The sequence below is a fragment of the Actinopolymorpha sp. B9G3 genome, from assembly GCF_040120725.1.
Classification (GTDB): domain Bacteria; phylum Actinomycetota; class Actinomycetes; order Propionibacteriales; family Actinopolymorphaceae; genus Thermasporomyces.
The window spans coordinates 356,551-369,368 of record NZ_JBEEAB010000003.1 but is presented as its reverse complement, the minus strand read 5'-3'; the positions used below and the strand labels follow the sequence as shown (position 1 = coordinate 369,368).

The window sequence follows — 12,818 nt, the reverse complement described above, 5'->3', positions numbered from 1 at the left end:
GGCCCACCTGCGAGGGGGACGTACGAAGGGCACCCTCGACTCCGGTCGAGAGGTGCCCTTCGTACGTATGAGCCCGTCAGCCGTCCATCCGGGCGCGGGCCTTGGGGTCGCCATGGCAGCGCTTGTACTTGCGCCCAGAACCGCACGGACATGCCGCGTTGCGGGGAGTCCCCGAGTAGTCGGCGTGGGCACCGGGGGCGGCACCGGAGCGGGCAGCGGACTCGTTGCGGCGTACGACCCCGCCCTCTCCGTCGACCGTGGGTGCGCTGTAGGACAGGCGCGTCGGCCGCGCCGGCGCCGCGAGCCCACGGGCGACCACGCGCTGCGTGCGGGCTGACGGATCTGCGCTGTCGGTCGGTCCGGCCGACGGCTGGGCTCCGGCCGCGACTACCGGCTCCTCCGCGGTCGGCTCGGCCACCTGCACCTCGAGGTTGAACAGATAGCTGACCGACTCCTCCTTGATGGCATCCATCATCGCCATGAAGAGGTCGTAGCCCTCCCGTTGGTACTCCACCAGCGGGTCGCGCTGGGCCATCGCCCGCAGGCCGATTCCCTCACGGAGGTAGTCCATCTCGTAGAGGTGCTCGCGCCACTTGCGGTCGAGCACGGAGAGGATGACCCGCCGTTCGACCTCACGGAGCACCTCCGGCCCCAGCTCGGCCTCCCTGCGGGCGTACGCCTGGTGGGCGTCATCGCGGAGCCGGACGAGGAGGAAGTCGCGGCTGATGTTCTGCCGTCCGCCGGCCTCGGCCTCCAGCCGGGAGATTCCGAAGCTCACCGGGAAGATCTGCTTGAGGTCGGTCCAGAGCTGGTCCAGGTCCCACTCGTCCGGGTAGCCCTCGGTGGCGGCGGCGACGTACGCCTCGAGCGTGTCGTCGATCATCGGCTCGACCTGCTCGTGGACGTCCTCGCCCTCGAGGACCCGCCGGCGCTCGTCGTAGATGATGTGGCGCTGCCGGTTGAGAACGTCGTCGTATTTCAGGACGTCCTTGCGGATCTCGAAGTTCATCGCCTCGACCTGCGCCTGCGCCGACGCGATCGCTCCGGTGACCCGCTTGTTCTCGATCGGCATGTCGTCGGGGATGTTGAGCGTGTTGAGCACCCAGTCGACCCAGTCGGACTTGAACCGCTTCATCAGGTCGTCCTGCAGAGAGAGGTAGAACCGACTCTCCCCCGGGTCACCCTGCCGGCCGGACCGGCCGCGCAGCTGGTTGTCGATCCGCCGGGACTCGTGCCGCTCGGTGCCGAGGACGTAGAGGCCGCCCAGGGCGGTCACCTCGTCGTGCTCGGCGGCTGCCGCCTTCCGGAAGCGTTCGAGAGTCGCCGGCCAGGCGGCTTCGTACTCCTCGCGGTTCTCGCTCGGGTCGAGCCCCATCGCGCGCAGCTCGGTGTCGGCCAGGAACTCGGCATTGCCGCCCAGCATGATGTCGGTCCCGCGACCGGCCATGTTGGTAGCGACGGTGACGGCGCCCCTGCGGCCCGCCTGGGCGATGATCGCCGCCTCCCGCGCGTGGTTCTTCGCGTTGAGCACCTCGTGGGGTACGCCGACGCGGACGAGCAGCGAGGACAGCAGTTCGGACTGCTCGACACTCGTCGTACCGACCAGCACCGGCTGGCCTTTGGCATGGCGCTGGGCCAAATCCTCGACGACCGCGGCGAACTTCGCCTCTGTCGTGCGGTAGATCAGGTCCGGCTGGTCGGCACGGACCATCGGGCGGTTGGTGGGGATCTGCGTGACGCCAAGCTTGTAGATCTTGTCGAACTCCGCCGCCTCCGTCATCGCCGTACCCGTCATGCCGGCGAGCTTGTCGTAGAGGCGGAAGAAGTTCTGGATCGTGATCGTGGCGAAGGTCTGGTTCTCGTCCTTGATCGGGACGCCTTCCTTCGCCTCGATCGCCTGGTGCAGGCCCTCGTTGTAGCGGCGGCCCGCAAGGATCCGACCGGTGTGCTCGTCGACGATGAGCACCTCGCCGTCGACGACGACGTAGTCCTTGTCGAGCCGGAACAGCTCCTTGGCGCGGATCGCGTTGTTGAGGAACTGGACGAGCGGGGTGTGGACCGCTTCGTAGAGGTTCTCGATGCCGAAGTAGTCCTCGACCTTGTCGATACCACTCTCCAGCACGCCGACTGTGCGCTTCTTGATGTCGACCTCGTAGTCGACCTCCGGTCGCATCGAGGCGACGACCTTCGCGAAATCCCCGTGCATCCGCGAAGACCCCTCGGCGGCCGGGCCGGAGATGATCAGCGGCGTGCGGGCCTCGTCGATGAGGATCGAGTCCACCTCGTCGACGATGGCGAAGTGATGACCCCGCTGGACGCACTCCTCCAGGGACCAGGCCATGTTGTCGCGGAGGTAGTCGAAGCCGAACTCGTTGTTGGTGCCGTAGGTGATGTCGCAGGCGTACGCCTCGCGGCGCTCCGCCGGGGTCATGTGGGAGAGGATCACGCCGACCGAGAGCCCGAGGAAACGGTGGATCCGCCCCATCCAGTCGCCTTGGTACTTCGCGAGATAGTCGTTGACCGTGATGATGTGGACGCCCTCGCCGGTCAGGGCGTTGAGGTAGGCCGCCAGTGTGGAGACCAGCGTCTTGCCCTCACCGGTCTTCATCTCGGCGATGTGGCCCCGGTGCAGCGCGCCACCGCCCATGACCTGGACGTCGAAGTGCCGCTGGCGCACGGTCCGCTTCGCGGCCTCACGCACCGTGGCATAGGCCTCCGGCTCGATGTCATCCAGCGTCTCGCCCCCGGCCAGGCGGGCCCTGAACTCAGCGGTCATCTCCCGGAGCTTGGCGTCCGACATCGCCACGAAGTCCTCTTCGATGGTGTTGACCTCTTTGGCGACCTGGTGCAGCTTCTTGAGGGTTCGGCCCTCGCCGGCGCGCAGGATCTTGTCGAGCAGGACAGGCACGGACTCTCGGCTCCTCGTCGTAGCGGTTGCGACAACGCTGGTCAGTGGCTCGGCAGGCAGAGGGTGTCAACTCCTCCTGCCCGCCTCCGGCCATCGTAGGCGACATCTGCCACACCGTGTTTGCGCCGTCCTCGACCTTTTGCGGTGCATCCGACCCGTCCGCTCGGCCCCGAGGGCGCCCTTTGCCCCGCTTCTGACTCGCCTGCCCGGACCGGCCCGAGGAGGTGAGGGGGGTACACCCGGCCGGCGGCGTACGAACCGGGACAGGCACCCTGGGGGGATGGATTCCGTACGCCTATCCGCCGGACCCGTGGTGCTGAGGCGCCACCGCGACGACGACATCGACGGAGTGCTGGACCAGTGCGACGACCCGACGTCCCAGCGCTGGACGACGGTTCCCGTCCCCTATACGCGGGAGCACGCCGAGCAGTTCGTCCGAGAGCGGATCCCCACCGGCTGGAGTCGCGGCGACTACCTCGCGCTGGCGATCGCCGACGCCTCGACCGACGAGTACCTCGGCACGATCAACTTCGTGGTGGACGGTACGGGTGCCGGCGAGATCGGCTTCGGTCTGCGGGCCTCGGCTCGGGGCAGGGGCGCGATGGCGGCGGCGGTGCGGGCCGCCTGCGGGTGGGCGTTCGCATCCGACGGTCTCGGCCTCGGCGTGATCCACTGGCAGGCACACGTCGGCAACTGGCCCTCCCGCAAGGTCGCCTGGCGGACCGGATTCCGGCTCGAGGGCGCCGTCCGCGGCTTCTGCGTCTCCCGCGGCCAACGCTACGACGGCTGGATCGGCTCGCTGCGCGCCCAGGACCCCCGCGAGCCTGCCGCGCCGTGGTACGACGTGCCGGTCCTCCGCTCCGACGCCTGCGTTCTCCGACCCTTCCGTACCTCCGACGCCGATGCCGTCGTGGAAGGCTGCGCCGACCCGGTGACCCAGCACTGGCTTGGCGGCTTGCCGACGCCGTACACCGCGGGCGAGGCCCTCGGTTACATCCAGAGCCGGGAGGAGGAGCACGCCATGGGCCGCGGGATCTACTGGGCCCTGGCCGACCCGGTCTCCGACCAGTGCATCGGTTCGTTCGGGCTGATGGGTGTCGACCACTCGACGGGGACCGCCGAGATCGGCTACTGGGTGCATCCGAAATCGCGTGGCCGTGGGGTCGCGACGGCGGCCACCCGGCTGGTGGTCCGGCATGCGGCCATCGCCACCGAGGACGGCGGGATGGGCCTGCGCCGACTGACCCTGCGGGCCGCCGCCACCAACGTCGCCTCGGCGAAGGTGGCCGAGCGGGCGGGCTTCGTCGCGTCAGGGCGGGCGCGGGCGGCCGAACGGCTTGGCGACGGAACGTATGAGGACCTGATCGCCTTCGACCTCCTCACCAGCGAGCTGCCCGCTGACGCGGGGGCGTGACCGGGCGCGCCCGGCGTGCGGGAGGCTGAAGGTTCGATGGACATGCGAAGGGCGGCTGCCTCCCACGCCGGACAGCCGCCCCGCTTCCCGGTGACCTTCGCCGCGGCCGTGTAAGCGCAGGGGTGGGCGCGAGCGACGTGGCCTCGCCGGGAGCCTGACCGAGCATGCCACCTTTGTCCCCGAGCTGAAAACCGGGTCCCCCAAATTCGTGCCGCATTTTCGTTCCGTATAACGAGGTTCTCATCTGGTGAGCGGGGCCGACGCGGCTCACGTGACTGCCATCGCCCACTCGAGCGCGACCGGGAGGTGGGCCAGCGACGTGATCTCCGCGTGCGGGGTGATGCCGCGCGGCGCCGTCTCCCCGCAGCGGTTGAGCCAGACGCCACGCCAGCCAGCACACTGGGCGCCCACTACGTCGCTGTACAGCGAGTCGCCGACCATGACAGGGGCCGTCGTGAGATCCCCCGCAGCGGCCGCGGCGATGTCATAGAGCCGCCGATCGGGCTTGCTCACGCCGTGGTCCTGGGCGAGCACGACAGCCTCGAACCTTCCGGCCAGCCCGCAGCGCTCGGGGTCGCCGTTGCCGTTGGTGAGAAGCCCGAGGCGGTACGACGACGCGGCCAGCGCGTCGAGTGTGGGAACCACGTCGGGATAGAGCTCGATGTCGTCGAACCTGTGCCGCATGAACAGCTCGTACAGGTCGCGGGCAAGGTCAGGATCTTGCGGCCCGCAGCGCCGGACGGTCCGGTCGAACGCCTCCCATCGGATCTCGTCCATCGTCCAACCCACGTGGCGATGTTCCGTCGCGACCGCATCACGGTCCGCGATCAGAGTTTCCACAGTGAGCTGATCGGTCGCCGCTCCGGGCCGCCGGGTTCGCAACTCACGCAACGCAATCGCCAGCGCATGCCGCATCACGGATGTGAAGTCCCACAGGGTCTGGTCGCCATCGAAGAAGACGAAAGGCATGCGCGTCATGGTGAGACGGCCCTGTCCGGACGATGGGACGCGGTCATCACGAACCTGGTCATGCCAGGACTGCCTTCTGCAGCGGCCGGGCGAGATCGCCACGGTCGACCACGTCGATACCCGCGAGACCGAGCCACTCCGCCATGCTGGCGAGCTCGGCCGCGAGCTCCTCCGCGGTCTCCGGCGGTGCATGCTCCTCGGCGAACGCCGACTGCACGCGCAGGACCCGCGCGGCCCGGTCCGCCTTGAGATCGACCCGCGCGACGAACCGGTCGCCGAGCAGGAACGGAAGAACGTAGTAGCCGAAGACCCGCTTGGGCGCCGGCACGTAGATCTCGATCCGGTAGTGGAGTCCGAAGAGGTTCTCCGCGCGGTCACGCTCGAACACCACCGAGTCGAACGGACCGACCAGCGCCCGGGCACGGACGCGGCGCGGGATCCTGGCCTCGGTGTGGAGGTAGGCCTGACGGTTCCAGCCGTCGATGCGTACGGGAGTCAGCTCACCGGCGTCGACGAGCTGCGTCACCGCGGTGGCCGTCTCCCGCGCGGTGAGCCGGAAGTAGTCCCGCAGGCATCGCTGGGTAGCCACGCCGTAGGCCCGGGCCGCGATCCGCACCAGCTCCCGGTGCGCCTCCTCGTCGGTCGGCGTGGGCGCGGCCGTGATCGCCGGCGGGAAGACCCGCTCGGGCAGGTCGTAGACCCGCTCGAAGGCGCCGTTGCGGCCGGCCGAGGTGACCTGGCCGGTGTAGAAGAGCCACTCGAGGGCGACCTTGACCGCACTCCAGTTCCACCCCCAGTTGTCCCGTGGCCCAGGAGGTGCGTCGTGCTCGATCTCACGGGCTGTCAACGGACCCTTGTCAGCGACCTCGGCAAGCACCCAGTCGACGAAGCCGGGCTTCTCCTCCCCCATCCGCCGCATGTTTCCCCATGCCTCTTCGGCGGCACGGGCCATCCGGAAGCGCAGCGCCGGCTGCGTCTGCACCGGAACGAACGACGCGACATGCGCCCAGTACTCGAAAAGTCGCCGCGGCGCCCTGCCGGCCGCGCGGTCGAGCAGGGTCGTGGGATAGGGCCCGAGCCGGCTGTAGAGCGGGAGGTAGTGCGCCCGGCTGAGGACGTTGACGGAGTCGATCTGCAGGAGCCCGACATGACGCAGCACGCGGTCGAGGGCCCGCACGTCGAGGCGGCCCGTCGGTCGCGGATCGGCGAATCCCTGGGCGGCGAGGGCGATGCGTCGGGCTCTGGCGGCGGTGAGCGTCTCCACGACCAGACATGGTGGCACGAACCACCGACAGCCACTCCTGTCGTCCGTCGGTCGTCAGGGTCGCGGGTGGCGGTTCAGTCCGGTCGTACCGACGACTGGCCGATCAGGCGGCGGCGCTCCTGGCGACCATCCGGATCGCACCGGCAACGTCGTCGATCGGGCTGTCCTTGTCCACCTGCCCGTCGGCGCCGAGGCGGATCAGCTGGTCGAGCGGTTGGTTCCCGCCGGTGGCGAGGACGACGATGCGGGTGGACGGTGCCAACGCCTTGATCCTGCGGCGGGTGTCGACGCTGTCCCACGGCGGCATGCAGGGGTCGAGGAGGACGACGTCCGGCCGGCTCTCGGCGACCAGTCGGATGGCGGCCAGGCCGTCACGGGCCTCACCGACGACGTCGATGTCCTGCTCCTGGTCCAGCAGCAGGCGAAGACCCCTGCTGGAGAGCTCGTGATTGTCGACGACGGCGACCCGCAGGGGGCCTGGGTCGCATGGGGTTGTACGCAATGGCGAGGTCTTGACCACCTGCGAATAATTGCACGACCGCCAGACCCAGGCAGCGGTTTTCCGCAGGTCGGGCAAGAATTCCGCACTTCGGGCGAGGACTCCCGCCGCAGGGTGCGCGGCGGTCGGCGAACATCCGCCCCGTCAGGGCGTACCGAACTCGTGATCATGAAGATTCCGACGGCCACAGGTCCGCAGAATCCTCATGATCACGAACATGATCACGGGGTGACGGGCAAGTCGGCCTCCGCACACTCCAGCCGGATCACGCCGTAGTCGTAGCCGCGCCTGCGGTAGACCACACTCGGCCGTTGGGTGGCGGCGTCGATGAACAGGTAGAAATCGTGGCCGACCAGTTCCATCTCGTACAACGCCTGATCCAGCGTCATCGGCCGCGCCTGGTGGATCTTCTCGCGGACGACGAGGGGTCCGTCACCCTGAACCTCGATGCCGGCGACCGTCTCGACCTCGGTGTCGGTCTCGACGTCGGTGTCGGTCTCGACATCGGTATCCGTCAGGACAGCTGGGCCAGCCCAGACATCGGCCTCTGGCGCGGTCGCGGCGATCGTGGAGGTCCTGGCGCCCGGACTCGACTCACCTCCGCCCGTCGCCCCGCTCTCCTCGCTGCCCGAGCCGCGCAGGCCGTTCAGCGAACGTTCGGAAGTCGATGGCGGGTCCAGGCCCGCCGTGGCCTGCGCCACGGAGATCGGGGTACGGGACCCGTGATGTACCCGGCGACGGTCGGCCGCCTTGCGCAATCGGGCGATCAGCTTGTCGAGCGCGAGATCCAGCGCGGTGAACCGGTCCGCGGCCGCCGCCTCGGCCCGCACCAGCGGGCCGCGTGAGTAGACGGTGAGCTCGACGCGTTCAGAGCTCGAGGCGGACCGGGTGTGTTCCTTCGAGACCTCGACCTCGATGCGGATCACCCGCGACGTGAAGCGCTCCAGGCGCTTGATCTTGTCCTCGACGTGCCGGCGAAAGCGGTCAGTCACCGCACAGTGACGACCTTGAACCACGACGTCCACGCGAACCTCCCCACTAGCAAACTTCTTCGAGGTTGTGGCGCTCGTACCGAGGGCCGCTATCACCTCCCCCGATCCAGCCGAGAACGGACCGTTCGAAATGGCCGTGTAAGGGTGCATACCCCACTTGGGTGCGACGTATTACGCTCGTTGCCCGAAAGCGTCGATGTGCCGCGGCGGCCGGAGTGGCACCCGCCCGGCCGACCTGGTCTTCGTCCCCACATCCGCCTGCCGAGGGTTTCGCGGTGGCTGATGCGCTTCGTACCACTACTCCCCTTCTCCCGGTCCGGAAGGTATCGGACCTTCCGTCGGGGCAGGGCTTACTTCTAAGCCGCACCGTGATCGGTCGACAAGAAGTCGCCTTACGTGGGCCGTTTCGCCTGCGGCTGGCATCGGCTTGCCAGACGCCGACGCGAAAGTCGACGCGACGTCCGGCGCAACCACGGACCCGGGCGGGTGCCATGTCGAAACGCTAACTCCCGCGCGACGATCCTGAAACCCGGGAAGCGCGTTGATCAGGACGGACGTATCGGGCCGCGGCGTTGGGTGGCTGCCACCACCGCGGCCGAGCGCACCTTCGCACCCGCCCGGCGGAGGGCGTTCGCGGCTTCGACGAGCGTGGTACCTGTGGTCACCACGTCGTCCACCAGGATCACGCACCGACCTGCCACCACTGATCGGAAGCGCTGCTTGACCTCGAACGCGCCGGCGAGGTTGGCCCGCCGCGAAGCTGCGTCGAGTCGACCCTGGTCGGCGACGGTACGCACCACCTCGAGGGCCCTGCAGACGCGCGGACCGCGACCGTAGAGACCCGACAGCCATCCCGGCCCCGTCGCCCGTCGGACGATCCGCAGGAGGGGGTCATGGCCCCTCGTACGTACCGCGGCCCGTCCGGACGGCACGGGCACGATCAGGACCGGCAACGATGTCGGCACGGGTGCGGGCAGTGCAGCAGCGGCGGAGAGCGCACCCGCCAGTGCGGCACCGAGCGGTGCGGCGAGGCTGGTCCGCCCACGTTCCTTGTGCGCGAGCAGAGCGGACCGGGCGACTCCGTCGTACGCCGACACCGCCCACACCGGCGGCAGCCCGGTCGGCGCCGGATCGGGTGCGGTCGGGAACGCCGGCCGGACGAGGAGCCGTTGACACCCAGGGCAGAGAGCGCGTCCCGGTCGGGTGCATCCCACACACCTGCTGCCGAGGAAGAGGTCGGCCGCGTCGTCACGGACCAGCCCGGCCACGAGAGCGCCCAGACCGGCGGCGCGCGTCACGCCGTCCACTCTCATCCCGGGTACGCCGGACACGTCGCGACCCCCTGGTCCGTCCACAGGTAGTTCTTGTCCTCCAGATGCAGGTGCCCGTCCTCGCCGCCGAGCAGGAGCGGCTGGTCGGGCGCTGCCGCCAGCGTGCGCGAGCCCGGGCCGGAGCTGTGCTCGACGACCTCCGATCCGTCCACGGAAACGAGTGCGGGCCGCGAAGCCGACTCCTCGTCGGAGCCGATGACAGCCACCTGGTCGAAGTCGGACCAGGCGAGGTCACTCATGGAGGTCATCGCCACCGGAACCTCACGCAGACCGCGGATCGCGATGGAGTCACCGCGTTCGATCCGTCCCATCAGCAGGCGGGTGACGCCGTTCTGCTCGACGAGCGTCGCGACCCGCGCTCCTTCGCGGGACACTTTCAGTGCCAGGACGTTGCGGCCCGTCAGGCCGGGCGCCACCACTGTGGAGACTTCGTCGTGGTCATCGACCACGACGATGGACGACCGGCCCGCACGCCGGTCGACCAGCCAGAGCCGTCCGGTCCGGTCCCAGGACGGTTCGGCGATGTCGGTTCCGCGTAGGACGGTCCGGGTGCCGGCGGCCGACCCGTGAACGCTGGCGCTCCGCCCGTCGGCCGACACGGTGGCGAGCCAGTCCGATCCGCTGCTCGCGTCTGGGTCGAGCGGCTGGCCGGAGGTCCGTTCGCCGAAGATGCCCACCGCGATCGACCTCGCGCGCACCGGCCCGTTCCCCAGCTGTCCCGCGACCGGGACCTGTCGGTCGGGCCCGAGCATGACAACCCGGCCGTCAGCCAGCGCATAGGCGCCGCGTGCCGAGCCGGCGACACCCGGGTCGTACGCCGACCAGGTGGTCGCGTCGCCCCGCGAGCCGGCGTTCTCGGCGCCGAGGGGAACGTGGTCGACGGTGACCCGGACCTGCCGTACTCCCGACACCTGGCCCAGCGTCCAGGAGAGCTGGGCGAGGAGGAACCGCCGTTGCGGGTCGTACAGCTCGAGGACCTTGCGGTCGAGGTCGACCGTCGCCACGCCGTCGTCGACGGTGACGGCCGGTGCGGCCAGCCTCGTGTCGTCGGGCAGTGCCGACCGGACGGCGGGTCGCAGCCACGGGGACGGCCCACCCAGCAGGGCGTTGACGAGAAGCGTCTCGAGGTGACCTCGCAGGGGGACATAGACCGGGTCAGGGACGAGGATCTCGAAGTCGGGGTCGAAGAAGAACAGGTTGTACCGCTCGTACTCCCGGTCGAAGTTGAAGATCGACATGACGAACGCGTCGGGAGGCTGGCTGATCCGCCACTCGCCGTCGACCTTCGTCATCTTCAGGTCGAGCTCGATCTTCTCGCCCGGCCTCGCCTGCGTCCACGCGCCGTTGGCGCTGACCTCGGCCAGCTTCGGTACGTCGAGGGCGATCTTGCCCGGGGCGGCTTCGGAGATGGGGACGGCCGCGCTGTCGTAGACGAGAACGCCCCTCGGCTGCCACCGCTCGCTGACGGCGGGAGCGAGGTATTCGCGGGCGACCGGCTGCCCGGACTGGTAGCTCGCCATCGAGTCCAGGAATCCGCGAGCCACCTGTTGGGCGCTGTCGCCGGGCTCGGGACCGGTCACGAGGACGGGCAGGGAGGTCTCGCCGGGCTCGCTGGTCCCCATCGACTCGTACTTCACCGGGCCACTGGACGGGATGCGCGCACATGCGCCGAGGGCGACGACGAGGACAAGGCCGGCAAGGACCGCGGCCGGCACGGTGGCGGCGTACCGCCTTGTCGTGTGCTTCGGACTCGTGGAGGGTGAGGTCATCGGGCGCTCCCGGCGATACCCGGGGCGGGAACCTTGGTGGGTTCGATCGGCGCCGCATGCGCGTCATCGGGGACAAGCGGGATCGGTGACTTCTGCGGTGGCTCCAACGCCTTGCGCGACACCGTCAGCCGGAAGTTCGCCCCCTTGCCGGGCTCGCCCCACGCCTGCAACCAGCCGCCGTGCAGCAGGACGTCCTCCAATGCGATCGCGAGACCGAGCCCGGTCCCGCCGGTGGTGCGGGCTCTCGCCGGATCGGCCCGCCAGAACCGGTCGAACACCATGGCCGACTCCCCCGGCTTCAGTCCGATGCCGTGGTCGCGGACCGACACCGCGCACGTGGAGTCCCCGTTCGCCACCTGGACCACGATGTCGCGTCCGTCGCCGTACTCCACCGCGTTGTTGACGAGGTTGCGGAGTACGCGTTCGATCCGGCGCGAGTCGATCTCGGCGACCACCGGCGTGTCCGGGAGCCGGACGTCGATGCGGCTGCCCTTGCGGGCGGCGATCGGCTTGGCACCCTCGACGACCCGCCGGGTCAGGTCGCGCAGGTCGGCGTCTTCGAGTTCGAGGGCAGCGGCCCGGGCGTCGAAGCGGCTGATCTCGAGCAGGTCGCCCAGCAGCGCCTCGAACCGGTCGAGCTCGGCCTGCAGCAGTTCGGCGGAGCGGGCCACACCCGGCTGGAACGCGTCCCGGGCCTCGTGGAGCACGTCGGCTGCCATCCTGACCGTCGTGATCGGAGTACGCAGCTCGTGGGAGACGTCGGAGACGAACCGACGCTGGACGCGGGACAGCTCCTCGAGCTGGCGGATCTGGCGTTGCAGGTTGGTCGCCATCTGGTTGAACGACGTCGCCAGCCTGGCCAGGTCGTCCTCACCGCGCACCGCCATGCGTTGGTCGAGCAGGCCGGCGGCCAGCCGTTCGGCCACCTGGCGGGCGAGCCGGACGGGTGTGACCACCTGCCGGGTGACGAACCACGCCACACAACCGAGCAGGACGACGATGAGGATGCCGACCGCCACGAGCGAACGGCTGAGCAGGACGAGCGTCGCTTCCTGCTGCTGCAGGTCGAACAGGTAGTAGATGTTGAGCGTGGCACCGCTGCGCGGCTCGTGAATGGCGGATCCGACGGCGAGCCCGGGTGTGTTGTCGCCACTGGCCCGGCGGATGACGGTGTAGCGATAGGCGACCTGGCCGGCCTCCACGCCCTCCCGCAGGTCGTCGGGGACGCTCGTGGTGAGGACGGTCGCCCGGGTCGATCGCGCCACCGTCTGGGAGCCGCCGACCGCGGGCAGGACGTCGAGCACCACGTCGTAGAGCCCGCCGGATGCACCTCGCAGGGCGATGTCCTGAGCCAGCTGGGTCGTGAGCTCACTCGGGTCGCCGGCCGGCTCGGCATCGTCGATGACGGACTGGGCGGTGCGGAATCCGGCTGACGCCTCACCCACCGACGCCGCGACCTTGGCCTCGAGCACGCCGTCCGCGACCTGCCGCAGCAGGATCCAGCCGACGAACAGGGTCACGACAGCGGACAGCACGAGAGTCCCGGTCACCACCCGCAGATGCAGTGAACGGCGCCAGAGATCGGCGGACCGGCGGGTCGCACGGACCGCCGGCCCCATGGCCGTACTCAGGATCTGCATGGAATCCGCACCAGCACTTCAGGGGGACGGGC

Annotated in this window: 9 protein-coding genes; 1 reads left to right on the top strand and 8 read right to left on the bottom strand. The window is 69.6% G+C overall.

The genetic code is table 11. The annotated features are described in order from the left end of the window. Nucleotides 1-76: 76 nt before the first annotated feature. Nucleotides 77-2,908, bottom strand: coding sequence for a preprotein translocase subunit SecA (gene secA / locus ABNF93_RS07880; RefSeq protein WP_349327073.1), 2,832 nt, complete (start codon nt 2,906-2,908; stop codon nt 77-79). A 280-nt stretch (nt 2,909-3,188) separates the two neighbouring features. On the opposite strand from secA, the gene ABNF93_RS07875 reads away from it, so the two are divergent. Beyond that, nucleotides 3,189-4,322: a GNAT family N-acetyltransferase gene (locus ABNF93_RS07875; protein WP_349327071.1), complete on the top strand. Its 1,134-nt coding sequence runs from the start codon at nt 3,189-3,191 to the stop codon at nt 4,320-4,322. Between the two features lie 267 nt (nt 4,323-4,589). Here the strand turns inward: ABNF93_RS07875 and ABNF93_RS07870 are convergent, their stop codons facing one another. From ABNF93_RS07870 to mtrB, 7 genes are all read right to left on the bottom strand, one after another. Further along, nucleotides 4,590-5,291: an HAD family hydrolase gene (locus ABNF93_RS07870; protein WP_349327069.1), complete on the bottom strand. Its 702-nt coding sequence runs from the start codon at nt 5,289-5,291 to the stop codon at nt 4,590-4,592. A 58-nt stretch (nt 5,292-5,349) separates the two neighbouring features. Then, nucleotides 5,350-6,555 (bottom strand): winged helix-turn-helix domain-containing protein, encoded by a 1,206-nt coding sequence (locus tag ABNF93_RS07865; protein WP_349327068.1) that lies wholly within the window; start codon nt 6,553-6,555, stop codon nt 5,350-5,352. A 103-nt stretch (nt 6,556-6,658) separates the two neighbouring features. Then, nucleotides 6,659-7,075 (bottom strand): response regulator, encoded by a 417-nt coding sequence (locus ABNF93_RS07860; protein WP_349327066.1) that lies wholly within the window; start codon nt 7,073-7,075, stop codon nt 6,659-6,661. A 200-nt stretch (nt 7,076-7,275) separates the two neighbouring features. Next, on the bottom strand, nt 7,276-8,196 hold the full coding sequence (hpf, locus tag ABNF93_RS07855; RefSeq protein ID WP_502877553.1) for a ribosome hibernation-promoting factor, HPF/YfiA family: 921 nt from the start codon (nt 8,194-8,196) through the stop codon (nt 7,276-7,278). 395 nt (nt 8,197-8,591) lie between these two features. Continuing rightward, the gene (locus tag ABNF93_RS07850; protein WP_349327064.1) at nt 8,592-9,344 is read right to left on the bottom strand and encodes a ComF family protein; all 753 of its coding nucleotides are present in this window, start codon (nt 9,342-9,344) and stop codon (nt 8,592-8,594) included. Between the two features lie 11 nt (nt 9,345-9,355). Continuing rightward, on the bottom strand, nt 9,356-11,146 hold the full coding sequence (locus ABNF93_RS07845) for an LpqB family beta-propeller domain-containing protein (RefSeq protein WP_349327063.1): 1,791 nt from the start codon (nt 11,144-11,146) through the stop codon (nt 9,356-9,358). Then, on the bottom strand, nt 11,143-12,786 hold the full coding sequence (gene mtrB / locus ABNF93_RS07840; RefSeq protein ID WP_349327062.1) for an MtrAB system histidine kinase MtrB: 1,644 nt from the start codon (nt 12,784-12,786) through the stop codon (nt 11,143-11,145). Before mtrB ends, ABNF93_RS07845 begins: the two co-directional genes overlap by 4 nt. Nucleotides 12,787-12,818 lie beyond the last annotated feature (32 nt).